This is a genomic window from Hydrogenophaga sp. GW456-12-10-14-TSB4 (assembly GCF_059424305.1).
The window spans coordinates 38637-55458 of the sequence record NZ_JBWKZH010000017.1 but is presented as its reverse complement, the minus strand read 5'-3'; the positions used below and the strand labels follow the sequence as shown (position 1 = coordinate 55458).

The window sequence follows — 16822 nt, the reverse complement described above, 5'->3', positions numbered from 1 at the left end:
TTCGCTAATCGAATGCATTGGATTCTATTTATCCGCTGTACAGATGAATCTCACAAACCGACCATCGGTGCATGAACTCCACGGCGTCTTTGTCTTCTTCCCTCGGTCCTCACCACCATGCCGCCGCTCACGAGCGCGCCGGCATGTGGCTCATGGTGGCGGGCGGTCTCATGCTCGGCACGCTGGGCATCTTTCTGGAAGAGGCCGGCCAGAGCCCGCTCACGGCGGTGTGGTTCCGCTGCGCGTTCGGTCTGCTGGCGCTGACCGCCTGGTTCGCCGTCACCCGGCGCTGGAAGGAACTCAGGCTTACCGGTGCCGCGCGCCTGGCGGCGGTGAGCGCCGGGGTGCTCGCGGTCATCAACTGGGTGTTGTTCTTCGAGGCCATCGAGCGGACTTCCATCGGCGTGGCCACGGTGGTGGTGCACGTGCAGCCTTTCCTGGTGATGGCTTTCGGGGCGCTGTGGTGGAAAGAGCGCATCACGCGCGTGCAGGCGGCGGCCACCCTGGCCTGTCTGGTCGGCCTGGCGCTGGCCTCTGGCTGGGTGGACGGGGCGCTCACCGGCGCGGGCTGGTCGCCGACCTACCTCTGGGGCATCGGCCTGGCCTTGTTCAACTCGGTGGGCTATGCGGCCCTCACCCTGATCGCGAACCGGGCGCGCGGCGTCACGCCGCTGGCGCTGGCCTGGTGGCAGTGCGCGGTGGGCGCCGTGGTGCTGGTCTGGTGGCCGTTCGTGCACGGCTGGCCGCCCGCCGGACCGGCCTGGGCGTGGCTGGCGGGGCTGGGCGCCATCCACACCGGCCTGGCCTACGTGGTGCTCTACGCCGGCGTGGCGCGCCTGAGCGCCGGGCGGGTGGCCGTGCTGCAGTTCGTGTACCCCGCGTCGGCGGTGGCGGTGGAATGGGCGGTGTATGGCCGGGCCCTGAGCACCAGCCAGCTCGTGGGGGTGCTCATGATGATGGTGGCCCTGGTGGTGGTGGGCACGCAGCGGGCGGCGCGCCAGGCTTGAGCCGTTGCTCGGAAAACGGCCCCATCGGCATCAAAAATCACGCTCGCGAGGGGTCTGCTGTCAGGCAAAAGGCTGAAAACGCCTATCCTGACCGTCAGGCCAGCCCAAGGATCTTTGTGATCCCCCGGGCTGGCTGTCAAGCCAACGACGGAGGATGAATGGCGAGCGATCTGGATACGGTAAGGGTGCTGCGCGCCCTGTTCAACGACATGCCCAAGGCACCCCAGGGTCTCTCTCATGAAGAGACCATGGCCTGGGTGCAGCAGTCGATGGCCGACTTCGAGGGCGGCGACATGGCCTACATGGTCGAGCACATCACCCGCAGCTCCATGCTCGACATCGTGCTGCGCCTGCGCGAGGACGGGTACCTGAAGGACGACGCGGCTTTCACCGACACGGTCAACCTCATTTCCACGCCCGAGGGCCGCAAGAATTTCATGGACCGGTGCATCCAGGCACAGAAAAGCGCCGATGCGACCTCGCGCCTGATCCACCGCGCCAAGCGCTCCTGGTCCGACCCGCTGCCGCTGTTCAGCTCCGACCCCGGCATGCTGGAGCGCTTCGTGCGCGGCGAACTCTCGGGCCCCGGCCCCTTGTTTGCCGAGTACAAGGCGCGCGAAGACGTGAACGAGATCGGTGTGTTCGCCCAGGCGCCCGACGGCATCCACGAGTTTTCCTGGGGTTTCGTGGTGGAAGACCAGGGGGCCTGGCTCTTCTACATCGCCGACGTGTGGCGCAAAGGCACGGTGGGCAGCTTTGACCGCTTCCTGAGCGCCTGGCAGCAGTCCACCGGCACGGCGTCCGCCGAAGGCCTGCCGCCGGTGCCCATGGGGCTGCTCATGGAGGATGGGATCAACACCTTCAGCAGCATGGCGCTGCAGGCCGCCGGCCCCATGAGCAATCCGGCCCTGCGCCGCTGGGTGGGGGAGGTGTTCATCGACCGCATGCTGCCCACGATGGCCGCGCGCGTGGTGGATGCGCAGTACGACTTTCCGCTGGTGGGCGCGCACGCGCACTGAAAGGCCTTATGCTGTCTGGCGAACGGGCCGCTGGGGCCCGTGTCGTGCCGAAGCAGCCATGAAAACTCCGGACCTGGATGTATTGATCGTCGACGACTCGCGGGATGCGGCGGACTCGCTGACCACGCTGATGGGTCTGCTGGGACATCGGGCGAGGGCCGCCTACAGCGGCCAGGAGGCGATCGAGGTGGTGGCGCGCTCGCTCCCGCTGTGCGTCATGCTGGATGTGCACATGCCCGACATGGACGGCTTGGCGCTGACCCAGGCCCTGCGCCAGCGGTGCGGTGACAACCTGGTGCTCATTGCGGTGACGGGCGCCGCTCCTGAGGATGAGTTGGCGGCCGAGGTGTTCGCGCTGGTGGACTACCACTTCATCAAGCCCGTGTCGGCCGACGCCCTGGCCAAGGTGCTCAGCGCGTAGCCGAGGCGCGCCGAGGCGGCTTCAGAGGGTTCTTCAGCGCTCGCCCACCAGGCCGCGCACCGCTTCGCCCAGCTCGATCACCGCGAGTGCGTAGTAGCTGCTCCAGTTGTAGCGCGTGACCACATAGAAGTTCTCGGTGCCGGCGATGTAGCTGGCCGGCGCGCCCGCGTTCTGCAGTTCCACCAGCGCCAGCTGGCCGGCGTGCTGCAGGGCCGGGCCTTCCAGCACCGCCCCCTTGCGGGTGAAGCTCTCCACGCCGAAGCTGGGCAGGATGTCGGGCGCGAGCAGGGTTTCAAAATCTTCCTTGCTCTGGTTGGGGTCGAAGCGCACCGGGTAGTGCGTGGGCATGCCGGGCTGCCAGCCGAAGGCCTTGAAGTAGTTGGCCACCGAGCCGATCACATCCGCCTGGCTGTTGAAGAGGTCGACCTTGCCGTCGGCATCGAAATCGATGGCGTATTTCACCCAGCTGCTGGGCATGAACTGCGGCCAGCCCATGGCGCCGGCGTAGCTGCCCAGGTAGGTCGCCGGATCGGTGGCGGTGCGCTCGGTGAGGCTCAGGAACTGTTCGAGTTCGCTGCGGAAGAACTCGCTGCGCGCGGCCGCGCGCGGGTGGCTGGCCGGGAAATCGAAGGCCAGGGTGGTCAGCGCGTCGATGACGCGGAAGTTGCCGGTGTGCTGCCCGTACAGCGTCTCCACGCCGATCACGCCCACGATGAGGCTGGCGGGCACGCCGAACTCGGTCTCGGCCCGGGCCAGGGTCTCGCGGTTGGCTTCCCAGAAGCGCTGGCCGGCGCGCAGGCGCACGGGTTCGATGAAGCGCGCGCGGTAGGCAGCCCAGTTCTTGGGCACGCCGCTGGGCGCGGGCTGCATGAGGCGGATGACGGTGGGGATGCGCTGGGCGCCGCCGATCTGCCGGCGGACCCAGGCCGGGTCGAGGTTGCGGCGCTCGGCGAGGTCGGTGGCGAAGGCCATGGCGGCTGCGTTTTGCGCGTAGCTGTAGGCGGGCGCCTTGGCCGGGGCGGCCGGACGCGCTTTCGCGGGCGACTGGGCCAGGGCGCCGGCGCTCAGGCAGAGCGCGAGGGCGGACGAAGAAAGGAGAGCGAGGGCGTTCAACGGGTGTCTTTTCGGGGCCAGGCCAGCTGCCGGAATTCGCGTTGCAGCGCGGCCAGGGTGGGGGTGTCGGCGGCGCCCGGGCGGGCGTACCGCTGGGCTTCGAGTTGCAGCAGCCATTGTGCAACGCGCCGGGCTGCGTCCGAGCCGCCCCAGTGCTGTTGCACGCGGTGGGCGAGCTCGCGGGGCGGCGTGCGGTCGCTGCTGCTCAGGCCCTGGGCCTGGAGGCGCGCGCGGGCGCGGTGCAGCAGGCGCAGCCAGGGGTCGTGCTGCTGGCGCTCCCACAGCGTCCAGGCCGCCCCGATCAGGCTCACCAGCACCACCACGCCGATCAGCACATAGGCCAGGTCGGTCCAGCTGGGCGAACGGAAACCCAGGTTCTTGAGCAGGTCCAGCTGGCTGCCCTGGGTGTAGTTCAGCACCCACTGGTTCCAGCTGTTGTTCATGGCTTCCCAGGCCGCGCGCAGCTGGGCCGCGATGTCGGGGTTGAGGTTGCGGATCGCGCCGGCGAAGGCCCCTTCGGGCGCGTTCAGCCGCTGCAGCGAGCCGACGCGCCCGGGCGCGACGGCGGCGGTGGGGTCCACCCGCACCCAGCCCTGGCCGGCGTGCCAGACCTCGGTCCAGGCGTGGGCGTCGCGCTGGCGCACGGTCCAGTAGCCGTCCACGTTGTTCATCTCGCCGCCCTGGTAGCCGGTGACGATGCGCGCGGGAATGCCGAGCGCGCGCATGAGCACGGCGAAGCTGCTGGCGATGTGCTCGCAGAAGCCCTGGCGGCGGTCGAACCAGAATTCGTCGGCGGTGTGCTGGCCGTACAGGCCGGGTTCGAGCGTGTAGACGTAGCCGCCGGTGCGCAGCCGTTCCAGCACCGCCTCGACCAGCCGGGGCGTGGCGCCCAGGCCGGTGCCGTGCTCGCGCCGCAGCTGCCGCGCGAGTTCGAGCGTGCGCGGGTTGTAGGCGGGTGGCAGGGCCACCAGCTCCTGCAGCGCGGGGGTGTGCGCCAGCGGGCCGTGGCGGAACCGGGTGTGGCTGACCGCACTGAAGCGCACCAGGCTGCTCATCGGCCGGTCGGTGAGCCATTGCAGCTCGCTGGTCATGTGCACGCGCACGTCGGGCAGTTCCGGCGCCTGGGGAGCGGCTTCCAGCAGGAACAGCCAGGGCCGGCGGTGCGGTTCCATGGTCACTTCGTAGCGGATCGGCGCGCCCGAGACGGTGAGCTCGCTCGGCAGCGCCTGGCGCGACGGGAATTCGGCGCGCCCGGGGCGCCATTCCACGCCGTCGAAGGCGCTGAGCACGGGGCCCCGGAAGTAGAGCTGGCTCGCCGGCGGCGGGTCGCCCTCGAAGCGCAGGCGCAGCGCGATGCTGTCGTCCAGCGCCAGCTCGGCGATCTGCCCCACGCGCATGGTGCCGGACAGGCCGCTGTGCCCGCGGTCGTCGGCGGGCACGCCCCACAGCGGCGAGAGGCGTGGGAACAGCAGGAACAGCACCAGCATGATGGGCGCGCCCAGGGCGGCCATGCCCGCGGCGGTGCGCGCGGCCTGCGCCAGCGAGGGACGGCCCACGGGCATGTGGGCGTTCACCAGCGCGGTGAGCAGGCCCAGCAGCGCGATCAGGATGCCTGCCGCCGTGAGCAGCGACTGCGAGTAGAAGAAGTGCGTGAGCAGCGTGAAGAAGGCGAGGAAGAACACCACGAAGGCGTCGCGCCGAGCGCGCATCTCCAGCGTCTTGAGTGCCAGCAGCACGACGACGAGCGTGACGCCCGCATCCTGCCCCAGCAGGGTGCGGTGGGTGGCCCAGGTGGCCACCAGCGTGACAGCCAGCAGCCCCAGCCGCCACGGCCAGCCGGGCAGCGGCAGGCCGCGCAGTGCCAGCGTGCCGCGCCACACCAGCACGGTGGCCGTGAGCGCACTGCACCACCAGGGAATGTGGGCCACCTGCATGACGACCACCCAGCCGACCACGGCGAGCAGGAACAGCGTGTCGCGCGTTTCACGCGGGAGGGCGGCCAGGGTTTTGTTCAACACAGCGCGAGCGCCTCCAGGCAACGCGCGCGGTGCACCGGGCCCTGGTCGGGCGCGATCTCGCGGCCCGGCACGCGCAGGCCGTAGTCCAGGCCCAGGCGGTCGGCCATCAGCACCCAGGCCGTCAGGCGCGAGAGGCGCGCTTCCAGGTCGCTGTGGCCGCACTGCGCGTGGTCCAGCCAGAGTTGCTGGCGCTGGGTGGAGAGCGCGTCGCGGCTCACGAGTTCGTCGCGCCCGGCGGCGAAGGCCTGGGCGGCCTTTTTCCACACCACGGCCTTGATGGGGTCGCCCCGGCGGTAGGCGCGCACGCCGTCGAACTCGCCCGTGCTCTGCACCCGCGCGCTGCCCGAGCTGCCGGCCTGGGGTTCGCCCGGCGGCAGCGGTGGCGGCTGGCTTTCGGGTTCGGGGTAGACCAGCACGGTGGACGCCGGGCGCCAGACCGTCCACACGCGAAAGGTGCCCAGCGGGAAGAGCGTGAGTGCGGTGAGGGCCGGCAGCGCGTGCAGGCCACGCCCGGGCACCGGCCAGGCCACCTGCAGCGTGGTGCTGCCTTGCGCGGGCACGTCCGTCCAGGCCAGGGGGGCGTGCGCCAGGTCGGCGCCGATCACGCCCATGCCCAGGCCGTAGCGGATGCTCGAGCGCTCGCTGGTGAGGCGGATGTCCAGCGCGGCGGCCTGGCCGGCGTGCACCGGGGTGGGTGGGTTCAGGTGCAGGGTGGTGCCGCGCAGGTTGCCGTGGCACACGTGCATGCCCACCACCGCGCAGCCCGCGAGCAGGAAGGTGAGCAGGTAGCCCAGATTGAGCTGGTAGTTGATGCTGGCCACGAGCAGGAGCAGCAGCGTGAGCGCGAGCATCCAGCCTGCCCGCGTGGGCAGGATGTAGACGTTGCGCTGGGTCAGCGTGAGGGTGTCGCGGCGCGGCAGGCGGCTGTGCCACCAGGCCTGGATGCGGGCGCGAACCGGGGGGCGCTTCACGGCAGCGGCACGGCGTCCAGCATGGCGCGCACCTGCTCCACCGGGCCGCGCCCGGCGTCGCGCACGGGCGTGAGGCGGTGGGCCGCCGTCTGCGGCAGGATGGCGGCGATGTCGTCGGGCGCCACGTAGTCGCGCCCGCTCAGGTAGGCCTGGGCCTTGGCCGAGCGCACCACCGCCAGCGCGGCGCGCGGCGACAGCCCCTGGGCGAACCAGCGCCCGCTGCGCGTGGCAGCGACGATGTCCTGCAGGTACTCGAGCACCGGTTCGGCGGTGTGCACCTGGCTCACGGTGTGCTGCAGGCTGGCGAGGTCGGCCGGCGTGAGCGCGGGGGGCAGGCGTTCGAGCATGTCGCGCCGGTCCTGGCCGCGCAGCAGCTCGCGCTCGGCCGCGCGGTCGGGGTAGCCGATCGACAGGCGCATGTGGAACCGGTCCAGCTGCGACTCGGGCAGGGCGTAGGTGCCGAGCTGGTCGTGCGGGTTCTGCGTGGCGATCACGAAGAAGGGCTCGGGCAGGGCGCGCGTCTCGCCTTCGACCGTGACCTGTTTCTCTTCCATGGCCTCGAGCAGCGCGCTCTGCGTCTTGGGGCTGGCGCGGTTGATCTCGTCGGCCAGCAGCACCTGGGCGAAGACCGGGCCGGGGTGGAAGACGAAGTCCTCGCGGCCGCGCTCGTAGATGGACACGCCCACGAGGTCGCTGGGCATCAGGTCGGCGGTGAACTGCACGCGCGAGAACTGCAGGCCGAAGGAGCGCGCCAGCGCGTGCGCCAGGGTGGTCTTGCCGACCCCGGGCACGTCCTCGATCAGCAGGTGCCCGCCGGCCAGCAGGCAGGCCACGCAGTCCGAGACCTGCTGCGATTTGCCCACGATCACCGTGTTAAGCTGGCTCAGCAGCAGTTGGATTCTTGAGTCGGCTTGCATGCCGCGAACCATACCGTAAAACCACCATGAGTCAGGCCACTGGGTATTTCACCCACAAGGAATGCTGGCGACACGAGATGGGCGCCGGGCACCCGGAGTGTCCCGAGCGACTCGACGCCATTGAGGACCGCCTGCTCATCAGCGGGCTGGACGTGGCGCTGGAGCGGCGCGAGGCCACGCCCGCCGCGATCGCCGACCTCGAACTGGCCCACGGCCGCATGCACCTGGCGTCGCTGCGCGGCCTGAGCGACCAGCTGCGCGACGACATGGCCGCCGGCGGCCCCGACCATGCGCAGGTCGACCCGGACACGTCCATCAATACCCACAGCTGGGACGCGATCCTGATGGCCGCGGGCGCCGCCATCGACGCGACCGACGCCGTGATCGCCGGTGAGCTGGCCAATGCCTTCTGCGCGGTGCGCCCGCCGGGCCACCATGCCACGCGCAACCAGGCCATGGGGTTCTGTTTTGTGAACAACGTGGCGGTGGCCGCCAAGTACGCGCTGGAGCGCCACGGTCTTCAGCGCGTGGCCATCATCGATTTCGACGTGCACCACGGCAACGGCACCGAGGACATCGTGGCGGGCGACGAGCGCATCCTCATGTGCAGCTTCTACCAGCACCCGTTCTATCCGGCGTGCGAGCACTCCACGGCGAGCAACCTCGTCAACCTGCCGGTGCCGGCCTACACCAAGGGCATGGACATCCGCGAGCTGGTGGACATGATGTGGCTGCCCCGGCTGGACGCGCACAAGCCGCAGATGCTCTTCGTGAGCGCCGGTTTCGACGCCCACCGCGAGGACGACATGGCGCAGCTCGGGCTGGTCGAGCAGGACTACGCCTGGATCACCGAGCGCATCAAGGAAGTGGCGCAGCGCCACGCCAGGGGCCGCATCGTGAGCTGCCTGGAAGGCGGCTACGCGCTCAGTGCCCTGGGGCGCAGCGTGGAAGCGCACCTGAGGGTGCTGGCCGGCGTCTGAACTTCTGCGGCGCTCGGGCGTCCCATAATGTTCCGATGACCGAGCCCATCCCTTCCCCTTCCTCCCCCGCGGACGCGGTGCTGCTGAGCTCGCGCGATGCGCGCGGCGTGCACACGCTCACGCTGAACACCCCGCGCAGTTTCAACGTGCTGTCCGAGGCCATGCTGGCGGCCCTGCAATCGGCCGTGGATGCGGTGGCCGCCGACCCGCAGGCGCGCCTGGTCGTGATTGCCGCGAACGGCCGGGCTTTCTGCGCCGGGCACGACCTCAAGCAGATGCGCGCCACGCCCGAGCTGGCCTACTACCAGAAGCTGTTCGCGCAGTGCTCGCGCCTGATGCTCGCCATCCGCAAGCTGGAGGTGCCGGTGATCGCGCGCGTGCAGGGCCTGGCGACCGCCGCCGGCTGCCAGCTGGTGGCGCAGTGCGACCTGGCGGTGGCGAGCGACACCGCCAGCTTCGGCGTCAACGGCATCGACGTGGGCCTGTTCTGTGCCACGCCGGGTGTGGCGCTCTCGCGCAACATCCTGCCCAAGCAGGCGATGGAGATGCTGCTGACCGGCGATTTCATCTCGGCCGAGGAGGCGCGTTCGCGCGGTCTGGTCAACCGCGTGGTGGCGGCCGATGCGCTGGATGCGGCGCTGCAGGCCCTGGTGGACCGCATCCTCGCCAAACCGCGCGAGGCCCTCGCCATGGGCAAGGCGCTGTTCTACCGGCAGCTGGAGACCGGCATGGAGTCGGCCTACCAGCTCGCGGGCCAGAGCATGGCCTGCAACATGGCCCACGAGGTGGCGCAGGAAGGCGTGCAGGCCTTCATCGACAAGCGCGCGCCCACCTGGCGCGCCTGATTTTCCGAGACCCGTTTCCGATCCGACATGAACCCTTCCACCAACCCCAAACCCATCGACGACATCGGCCTGTGGCTGGCCGGCTTCACCCAGCCCACGGTGCTGGTCGAACTCGCCGCGCTCGCGGTCTGTGTGGCCCTGGCCTGGGGCTTCAGCTGGGCGCTGCGCAATGCCTTGCGCATGCAGGACGACAGGTCCTCCGTGCTGTTCGGCCGGCGCCTGATCGACGGCGTGATGTTCCCGCTGGCCCTGCTCACGCTGGGCTACATCGCCCGCGCGCTGGTCACCAAGTTCCTGCCGCTGGCGGCGTTCAAGGTGGCCATTCCCGTGCTGGTGTCGCTGGTCGTGATCCGCGTGGGCGTGAAGGTGCTGCAGGCGGCCTTCACCACCGCCCCCTGGGTGCGGGCGCTGGAGCGCACCATCTCCTGGGTGGCCTGGCTGGCCATGGTGCTGTGGGTGAGCGGGCTGCTGCCGGTGGTGCTGGCCGAGCTGGACGACATCACCTGGAAGATCGGTGCCACCACCCTGAGCCTGCGCACCCTGCTCGAAGGCAGCATCACCGCCGGCGCGGTGATGATCCTGGCGCTGTGGGTCTCCTCCGCGATCGAGTCGCGGCTGCTGCGCAAGGCCACCGGCGGCGATTTGTCGATGCGCAAGGCGGTGAGCAACGCAACCCGCGCGCTGCTGCTGTTCGTGGGGCTGATCATCGCGCTGTCGGCCGTGGGCATCGACCTCACGGCGCTCTCGGTGTTCAGCGGTGCGATCGGCGTGGGCGTGGGTTTTGGCCTGCAGAAGCTGGCGTCCAACTACGTGAGCGGCTTCGTGATCCTGGCCGAGCGCCGCCTGCGCATCGGCGACAACGTGAAGGTGGACAGTTTCGAGGGCCGCATCCTCGACATCAACACCCGCTACAGCGTGATCCGCTCGCCGGCCGGGCGCGAGTCCATCGTGCCCAACGAGCTCATGGTCATCAACCGGGTGGAGAACCTGTCCACGGCGCTGACCCGGGTGTGGCAGACCTCGGTGGTGTCGGTGGCCTACGACAGCGACGTGGAGCTGGTCAGCCAGTTGCTTCTGGCCGCGGTGAGCGAGCAGGAAGACGCGCTCAAGGAGCCCGCGCCCCAGGCGTCGCTGTCGGCCTTCGGTGCCGATGGCTTGCAATTCACCGTGGGCTATTGGATCAACTCGGGCGACGGTGCTGAGCAACTCAGGCTGCTCTCGCGCGTCAACCGGCGCATCCTGCAATCGCTCCAGGAGCACGCCATCGAGATTCCGTACCCGCAGCGCGTGGTGCGGGTCAAGGAACTGCCGCCGCTCGAAGGCCCGAAGGACTCAGCGGTTCATCAGGCTGGGTAGCCACAGCGAGATCGCCGGGAAGGCGATCAGGATGCCCAGGCGCACGATGTCGGCCATGACGAAGGGCCAGACGCCCTGGAAGATGTGCTTGAGCCGGACCTGCGGCAGCAGGGAGTTCATGACGAACAGGTTCATGCCCACCGGCGGGGAAATCATGCCGATCTCCACGATGGTGACGATCAGCACGCCGAACCAGACCGGGTCGAAGCCCAGGCCGGTGATCACCGGGAAGAACACGGGGATGGTCAGCAGCACCATCGACAGCTCTTCCATCACCAGGCCGAGCGCGACGTAGATCGCCATCATCACCACCACCACCAGGATGGGGTGGGGGCTGAACTGCAGCAGGAAGTCGCGCAGGTCGCCCGGCATGCTGGTGAAGTTGATGAAGCTGGTGAAGACCATTGCGCCGATCAGGATGGTGAACAGCATGGCCGTGGTGCGCGTGCTCTCGACCAGGATATCCATCAGAACGCGGGGTGTGAGCACCCCTCGCAGCAAGGCGAAGAGAAACGCGCCCGACGCCCCGACGCCGGCCCCTTCGGTGGCGGTGAAGAAGCCCCCGTAGATGCCGCCGATCACCAGGGCGAACAGCAGCACCACGGCCCAGATGCCGCGCACGGCGGCGAGCCGCTCTGTCCAGGTGAAGCGCTCGCCCGGCGGTCCCGCCAGCGGGTCGCGCCAGGTGATGTAGACCACCGCCGCGCACAGGCAGGCGATGGCGACCAGGCCGGGCAGCACGCCCGCGATGAACAGCTTGCCGATGTCGGTCTCGGTCATGATCCCGTAGATCACCATGATGGTGGAGGGCGGGATCAGGATGCCCAGCGTGCCGCCGGCGGCGATGGAGCCGGTGGCCAGGGTGTCCTTGTAGCCGTGGCGCTTCATCTCGGGGTAGGCCACGCGGGTCATGGTCGCGGCGGTGGCGATGGACGAGCCGCAGATGCAGCCGAAACCGCCGGAGGCGATGACGCTGGCCATGGCCAGCCCGCCCTTGCGGTGTCCCACGAAGGCGTTGGCGCCGGCGTAGAGCTCGCGCGCCATGCCGGCGCGGGCCACCAGGTTGCCCATCAGCACGAACAGCGGGATGACCGAGAGCACGTAGGCGAAGCCGGTCTCGAAAATCACCTGGCTGGTGCTGGCGAAGGCCGGCGACCAGCCGCGCATGAGGCCCAGGCCGGTGAGGCCGACGATGGCCATGGCCAGCGCCAGCGGGATGCGCAGCAGCGCCAGGGCGAAGACGGCGAGGAAGCCCAGGCTGGCTTCGATCATGTGGCCCCCCCGTCGAAGGTGGCGGGCTCGGGATGGTGGGGCGCGGGCAGGGTGACGAACACGAACAGCAGGTGCACCAGGCCGGTGAGGGCCAGCATGGCCGCCATCATCCAGGCCACCGGGGCGATGGAGAGCTGCAGGTGCACCGTGGTGTCGCCGTATTCGGTCAGCCGGTCCGCGCGCGTCGTCATCAGGTAGGCCAGGAAACCGAAGGTGCCGGCGCAGACCAGGTGGACCACGCGCGCCTGGATGTCGCGCACCCAGTCGGGCAGCATGCTGTCGAGCGAGTCGAAGACCACGTGCTCGTTGCGCCACGACACCAGGGGCATGGCGCCGAAGATCACGACGACCATGAGGATCTCGGTGAGTTCCAGCCCGCCGGGCACGGAGTGGCTGAAGAAGCGGCGGCCGACCACGTCCACCAGCGTGAGCCACATGATGGTGAAAAGGGCCATCGCGGCCATGAGGCCGGTGGACCAGCGCAGGATGCGTTCCAGCGTCTTGAGCATGAAAGGGCCTGATGTGAAAAAGCCGGCTGGGCAGTGTGCAACAGACTGCCCGGCCGGCCCTGGGGAGGGTGTGCTGGCTTACTTGAGCTTGGCGATTTCAGCACGGAACTCGGCAAGCACGGCCTTGGGGTCTTTCAGCCCCTTGGCCTGTGCGGCGTCGGCCCACTTGTTTTCCAGGCCGGCCTGCTTGTCCTTCACGGCCTGCACGAAGGCCGCATCGGCCACGATGCGGGTCACGCCCTGGGTCTTCTGCAGGTCGCGGCTGGCCGCATCGACGCGGTCCCAGCCTTCGCCGAAGATGCGTGCGGCGGTTTCACCCGAGAGCTTGTCGACCAGGGCCTTGTCCTGCGCCGACAGGGCGTTGTACTTGCCCTCGTTCATCATGAAGACGAAGCTGGTGTTGTACAGGCCGCCGGGGAAGGTGGTGGCGTGCTTGACCATGCTGAGCTTGAACGAGGCGACCGATTCGTCGGGGAAGAAGGTGCCGTCCATCACGCCGGTGGAGAGCATCTCGAACGACTCGGGCGCGGGCTTGAGCGTGGTGTTCCAGCCCATGGCCTTGGAGAGCTCGTTGATGTTGCCGCCGCCGATGCGGAACTTGAGCTTGGCCACGTCGGCCGCGCTGGCCACCGGCTGCTTGACGGTGAAGATGATGCCGGGGCCGTGGGTGAACACGGCCAGCGTCTTCACGCCCCGGTGCTCGCCCAGGGGAGCAAAGTACTTGCTGTAGATGCGCTGGTAGGCCACCGAGGTGGCGGTGGCGCTGTCGCCCAGGAACGGGAACTCGGCCACCTGCGTGTTGATGAAGCGCCCCGGGGTGTAGCCGTCCACCGTGTACGAGATGTCGGCCAGGCCGTCGCGCACCGCGTCGAAGGTGCCGGGCGCCGCCGCCACGCCCTTGGGCAGGATGTTGCATTTCATGCGGCCTGCGCTGTCTTTTTCCAGCAGGTCGCACCAGCTCTTCTGCGCCATGCTCAGCGTGTGGGTGGGGGGCACCCAGCTGGAGACGGTGAAGACGGTCTGCGCCGAGGCCATGCCGCCCGCGAGCGCGGTGGTGGACAGCACGGCAGTGGCGAGGCGGCGAAGTTTCATGAGGACTCCTGGGCGCGTTGGGGGGGGTGTTCGCGCGCCTCGACCGGAGGCGGCGAAATCACTATAGGCCAAGCCCCTGCGCGGCCCCCTCCAGACTTACCCGGATGGGCCCGGGCCTCGCTGCCGCCTAGTAAGACGGCGGCAGCCGGGGCCGCGATGGCGTGGCGTGCAAGGCTTCGCTGCCCAGGGTTTCGAGCAGGCGCGCGCCGGCCGCGAGCTGCTGGTGGGCGGGCAGGTAGCGCAGGTCGCCGAACAGGCGCCGGGCGTTGTCCGGCGGCGTCGCCGCGCGCGTGGCCAGGTACCAGAGCCGGAACACGTGGGCCTCGTCGGACAAAGGCATCTGGTGCACCAGGTTCATGACCGAGGCGAACAGGTAGTCCGCCGCGCACTCGTTCGGGGTCTTGCTGCTGCCGGGGGTGCCGTGGTCGCTCTGCCAGACCGGGCTGTTGACCAGGCGTTGCAGGCGCCGCGCGCGGCCCAGGCCGCGATCCACCTGCAGGTGGGCCTCCCAGTTGCGCACCGGGTCGTCCAGCCCCTTGCAGGGCGAGGTGGCGCGCGCCAGTTCCATGGCCAGGGAACGCGCTCGCTCGGGCTCCTGGCGGCTGAACAGCAACCGCACGGTGCGGTCGAACAGGCGCATCGTGTGAACGAGGGGGTCGACGGGGAGGGGGGTGGTCATGCTGCAGAACTCGTCGCGGGCCAGAACGTGCAGCGCAGCCTCGGTGGGGAACACGGTTTCTCGGGCACCGCGTCGCACAACCGGGGTCGCGCCCGTTTCGCGGGAAACGGTGCGGTCTGTTCGGTCTATCGTGTGGGTGCTCATGTCGTCGAAGAGAGATCAGGGAACGAGACCTCAGCGTAGCCTCGACCCCTTTCGCCCACAAACGGTTTAACAGTCGCTTAACAGAGCGACTTCGCGCTGCGTGGAATGCGCCCTACGGCAGGGACTCGGCGGCGGCGATGGTGAAGTGGAAGGTCGTGCCGTGGCCGGGCTGGCTCAGGACCTCGATGCGCGCGCCGTGCCGCTCGATCACGGTGCGCACGAACACCAGACCGAGGCCCACGCCGCGCGACACGCGGTGTTCGGGTTCCAGCCGGGCGAACTGCTGGAACAGCCGCTCCTGCTGCTCGGGTGTCATGCCCGGCCCCTGGTCGGTGATGGACACCCGCCACCCTGCTTCGGCCGCCTGCACGGAGCAGAGCACTTCGGCGTCCTCGCCGCCGTACTTCACCGCGTTGCCCAGCAGGTTGGCGATGGCCCGGGTGAGCAGGCTGCGATCGGCCTTGCACAGGGCCGGCGCTTCGGGACGCACGACCAGCAAGTTCACCCGCTGCGCCTGGGCCTGGGGCCAGACCTCGTCCACAGCCTCGTCGAGCAGGTCCACGAGGTCCACGGTTTCCAGCCGGTAGGTGCTGGATTCGGCCCGGGCGAGCTGAACGAACTCCTCGGCGAGGTCCAGGGTGCGGCGGGCGTGCCGCTCGATGCGGCCCAGCGTTTCGGGCTGCATCGGCTGCCCGGGGGTCAGGCGCTGCACTTCCAGCAGCGCGAGGATGGAGGCCTGCGGCGAGCGCATGTCGTGCGAGATGAAGCGCAGCGCCACGTCGCGCTGGCGTTCGGCCTCGCGAATGGGCGTGATGTCGACCAGGCTGGCGATCCAGCTGTTGGTCTGGCCGTCTGTGTTGAAGCAGGGCACGAAGCGCACCAGCAGATCGCGCCCGGCGGCGTCGCGCGCTTCCGCGCCCCAGGGCTGGGTGGCGTGGCGCAGCCGGTCCGCGTCGAAGACCGGCTGCTGCGTGCCCGTGCGGTGCACGCCCTGCAGCAGTTCGCCGATGGGGTGGCCGCGCAGCCGGGCGACGTCCTGCTGGCCGAAGTACTGGTAGGCGGCCTGGTTGCCCGCCAGCACCTGGCCGGTGGCGTCGGCGATCAGGGTGGCGTCGGGCACGCTGTTGAGGGTGTCGCTCACGAAACGGTGCAGGTTGCGCAGCTGCTGCGAGGCGTCCTGCAGGGCGTTGATGTGGCGGTCCAGCAGGTCGCCCGAGCGGGCGGCGGGCCGCATGGTGGGCAGGTCGCGGCGCGTTTCCATGCGCTGGAATTCCTCCAGCAGGTAGTCCAGCGCCGCGCGCAGCCGCCGCCACACCCACAGGGGGTAGGCCAGCAGCACGCCCAGCAGGGCGGCGGTGGGGGCGAATTGAAGGCCGATCAGGGCCGGCGCGAGCGCGGCCGCCGCGAGGGTGGCGATCCACAGCGCGGCGCTGGCCAGCAGCGAGGCGGTCGGCGTGAGCAGCAGCACGGCGAGCAGGGCCAGTGTCACCGGGACCAGGCAGAACAGCGCGTTCTGCCAGGCGTTGGCGCGTTCCAGGCGGTGGTTCTGCAACAGCGTGTTCATCACGTTGGCGGCGATCTCCACGCCGTCCATCAATTCGGCCTGGCCCGAGCGCGGCGTGGCATACGCGTCGCCCATGCCGGCGGCCGTGGACCCCACCAGCACGTACTTGCCCGCCAGCTGTTCGGGTGGCACGCGGCCCTTGAGCACGTCGACGTAGGAGACGCGGGGGAAGGTGCCGGGCGGCCCGGCGAAGGGAATCTGCATCCAGTGATCGCGTTGCCAGGCGTCCGGGTGCTGAGCGGGCGGCGCGCGTTCGCCGGGCAAGGGATCGGGCAGCGGGGAGCCGCCCACACGCAGCAGGGCCACGGCGAACTGATCCCACCACCGCTCGCCGTCGCCCTCGCGCAGGAAGGTGCTGCGCACGATGCCGTCGCTGTCGATCTCCAGGTGCACGTGCCCGATGGCCGCCGCCGCCTGCGCCAGCTCGGGCGCCGGGTCGGTGCGGGTGAGCCGGCCCGTGCCGCGGTTGTCCAGCAGCATCAGGGGCAGCACCACCTTGCCGTTGCGCGCGATGGCGTCGCCCAGCAGGGCGTCGTCCACGGCCTGCTCGCGTTCGGGTTCGACCATGATGAGATCCAGCCCCACGGCGCGAGGCCCGGCGGCGGTGATGCGGTCGAGCAGCGCGGCGTGAAAGGCGCGGCGCCAGGGCCAGCGGCCGATCTCGGTCAGGCTTTTGTCGTCGATCGCCACGATCACGATCTCGGGCGAGGTCGTCTGGTGGCTCAGCCGCGCCAGCTGGTCGGTGAGGGCCAGGTCGATGTGTTCCAGGCTGCGCGTGCAGCCCAGCGCGACGACGCCGGCCAGCAGCGCGGCCGACAGCAGGCCCCATTCGAGCCAGCGCGTGCGCGGACGGCGCGCACGCGCCACCGGCTCCTGCAGCTGGGAGGTGACGGACTCGGTGGGGCGTGTGTCCAA

15 protein-coding genes are annotated in these 16822 nt (G+C 69.7%); 6 read left to right on the top strand and 9 right to left on the bottom strand.

What is annotated here, in order from left to right:
- The first annotated feature begins 71 nt into the window (after positions 1–71).
- The 3 genes from AC07ZS_RS10915 to AC07ZS_RS10905 all read left to right on the top strand — a co-directional run bounded on the left by AC07ZS_RS10915 (position 72) and on the right by AC07ZS_RS10905 (position 2447).
- Positions 72–1007 carry a DMT family transporter gene (locus tag AC07ZS_RS10915; protein WP_494798621.1) on the top strand — a complete coding sequence of 312 codons (936 nt, stop codon included), beginning with the start codon at positions 72–74 and terminating at the stop codon, positions 1005–1007.
- 158 nt (positions 1008–1165) lie between these two features.
- Entirely contained in the window at positions 1166–2026 is an 861-nt protein-coding gene (locus tag AC07ZS_RS10910; RefSeq protein WP_494798620.1) for a hypothetical protein, read from the top strand.
- Positions 2027–2084: 58 nt separating this feature from the next.
- On the top strand, positions 2085–2447 hold the full coding sequence (locus tag AC07ZS_RS10905) for a response regulator (RefSeq protein ID WP_494798619.1): 363 nt from the start codon (positions 2085–2087) through the stop codon (positions 2445–2447).
- Positions 2448–2480: 33 nt separating this feature from the next.
- On the opposite strand, the gene mltB is transcribed toward AC07ZS_RS10905, so the two are convergent.
- The 4 genes from mltB to AC07ZS_RS10885 are packed head-to-tail and all read right to left on the bottom strand — an operon-like array spanning position 2481 to position 7466.
- Positions 2481–3560, bottom strand: coding sequence for a lytic murein transglycosylase B (mltB, locus tag AC07ZS_RS10900; protein ID WP_494798618.1), 1080 nt, complete (start codon positions 3558–3560; stop codon positions 2481–2483).
- Positions 3557–5575, bottom strand: a complete 2019-nt coding sequence (locus tag AC07ZS_RS10895; protein ID WP_494798651.1) for a transglutaminase TgpA family protein — start codon at positions 5573–5575, stop codon at positions 3557–3559. The genes mltB and AC07ZS_RS10895 overlap by 4 nt, the downstream gene beginning before the upstream one ends.
- On the bottom strand, positions 5572–6549 hold the full coding sequence (locus AC07ZS_RS10890; RefSeq protein ID WP_494798617.1) for a DUF58 domain-containing protein: 978 nt from the start codon (positions 6547–6549) through the stop codon (positions 5572–5574). The genes AC07ZS_RS10895 and AC07ZS_RS10890 overlap by 4 nt, the downstream gene beginning before the upstream one ends.
- Positions 6546–7466 (bottom strand): AAA family ATPase, encoded by a 921-nt coding sequence (locus AC07ZS_RS10885; protein WP_382159447.1) that lies wholly within the window; start codon positions 7464–7466, stop codon positions 6546–6548. Before AC07ZS_RS10885 ends, AC07ZS_RS10890 begins: the two co-directional genes overlap by 4 nt.
- Before the next feature lie 26 nt (positions 7467–7492).
- On the opposite strand from AC07ZS_RS10885, the gene AC07ZS_RS10880 reads away from it, so the two are divergent.
- From AC07ZS_RS10880 to AC07ZS_RS10870, 3 genes are read left to right on the top strand one after another with little or no spacing between them, the layout of a single operon-like run.
- Positions 7493–8446, top strand: coding sequence for a histone deacetylase family protein (locus AC07ZS_RS10880; RefSeq protein ID WP_494798616.1), 954 nt, complete (start codon positions 7493–7495; stop codon positions 8444–8446).
- 35 nt (positions 8447–8481) lie between these two features.
- Positions 8482–9291 carry an enoyl-CoA hydratase gene (locus AC07ZS_RS10875; protein ID WP_494798615.1) on the top strand — a complete coding sequence of 270 codons (810 nt, stop codon included), beginning with the start codon at positions 8482–8484 and terminating at the stop codon, positions 9289–9291.
- Between the two features lie 27 nt (positions 9292–9318).
- Positions 9319–10647: a mechanosensitive ion channel family protein gene (locus tag AC07ZS_RS10870; protein WP_494798614.1), complete on the top strand. Its 1329-nt coding sequence runs from the start codon at positions 9319–9321 to the stop codon at positions 10645–10647.
- On the opposite strand, the gene AC07ZS_RS10865 is transcribed toward AC07ZS_RS10870, so the two are convergent.
- The 5 genes from AC07ZS_RS10865 to AC07ZS_RS10845 all read right to left on the bottom strand — a co-directional run bounded on the left by AC07ZS_RS10865 (position 10624) and on the right by AC07ZS_RS10845 (position 16822).
- A complete protein-coding gene (locus AC07ZS_RS10865) occupies positions 10624–11919 on the bottom strand; it encodes a TRAP transporter large permease (protein ID WP_494798613.1) in 1296 nt (431 codons plus the stop codon). The genes AC07ZS_RS10870 and AC07ZS_RS10865 overlap by 24 nt on opposite strands.
- On the bottom strand, positions 11916–12428 hold the full coding sequence (locus AC07ZS_RS10860; RefSeq protein WP_494798612.1) for a TRAP transporter small permease: 513 nt from the start codon (positions 12426–12428) through the stop codon (positions 11916–11918). Before AC07ZS_RS10860 ends, AC07ZS_RS10865 begins: the two co-directional genes overlap by 4 nt.
- A 78-nt stretch (positions 12429–12506) precedes the next feature.
- Positions 12507–13520, bottom strand: coding sequence for a TRAP transporter substrate-binding protein (locus AC07ZS_RS10855; RefSeq protein ID WP_494798611.1), 1014 nt, complete (start codon positions 13518–13520; stop codon positions 12507–12509).
- 127 nt (positions 13521–13647) lie between these two features.
- On the bottom strand, positions 13648–14199 hold the full coding sequence (locus tag AC07ZS_RS10850) for a hypothetical protein (protein ID WP_494798610.1): 552 nt from the start codon (positions 14197–14199) through the stop codon (positions 13648–13650).
- A 256-nt stretch (positions 14200–14455) separates the two neighbouring features.
- Positions 14456–16822, bottom strand: a complete 2367-nt coding sequence (locus AC07ZS_RS10845; RefSeq protein ID WP_494798609.1) for a CHASE2 domain-containing protein — start codon at positions 16820–16822, stop codon at positions 14456–14458.

Coding starts and splice junctions, on each gene's coding strand:
- AC07ZS_RS10885 (WP_382159447.1), bottom strand. CDS start 7,466: ATGCAAGCCGACTCAAGAATCCAACTGCTGCTGAGCCAGCTTAACACG.
- AC07ZS_RS10860 (WP_494798612.1), bottom strand. CDS start 12,428: ATGCTCAAGACGCTGGAACGCATCCTGCGCTGGTCCACCGGCCTCATG.
- AC07ZS_RS10865 (WP_494798613.1), bottom strand. CDS start 11,919: ATGATCGAAGCCAGCCTGGGCTTCCTCGCCGTCTTCGCCCTGGCGCTG.
- AC07ZS_RS10915 (WP_494798621.1), top strand. CDS start 72: ATGAACTCCACGGCGTCTTTGTCTTCTTCCCTCGGTCCTCACCACCAT.
- AC07ZS_RS10905 (WP_494798619.1), top strand. CDS start 2,085: ATGAAAACTCCGGACCTGGATGTATTGATCGTCGACGACTCGCGGGAT.
- AC07ZS_RS10875 (WP_494798615.1), top strand. CDS start 8,482: ATGACCGAGCCCATCCCTTCCCCTTCCTCCCCCGCGGACGCGGTGCTG.
- AC07ZS_RS10910 (WP_494798620.1), top strand. CDS start 1,166: ATGGCGAGCGATCTGGATACGGTAAGGGTGCTGCGCGCCCTGTTCAAC.
- AC07ZS_RS10880 (WP_494798616.1), top strand. CDS start 7,493: ATGAGTCAGGCCACTGGGTATTTCACCCACAAGGAATGCTGGCGACAC.
- AC07ZS_RS10850 (WP_494798610.1), bottom strand. CDS start 14,199: ATGACCACCCCCCTCCCCGTCGACCCCCTCGTTCACACGATGCGCCTG.
- AC07ZS_RS10870 (WP_494798614.1), top strand. CDS start 9,319: ATGAACCCTTCCACCAACCCCAAACCCATCGACGACATCGGCCTGTGG.
- AC07ZS_RS10855 (WP_494798611.1), bottom strand. CDS start 13,520: ATGAAACTTCGCCGCCTCGCCACTGCCGTGCTGTCCACCACCGCGCTC.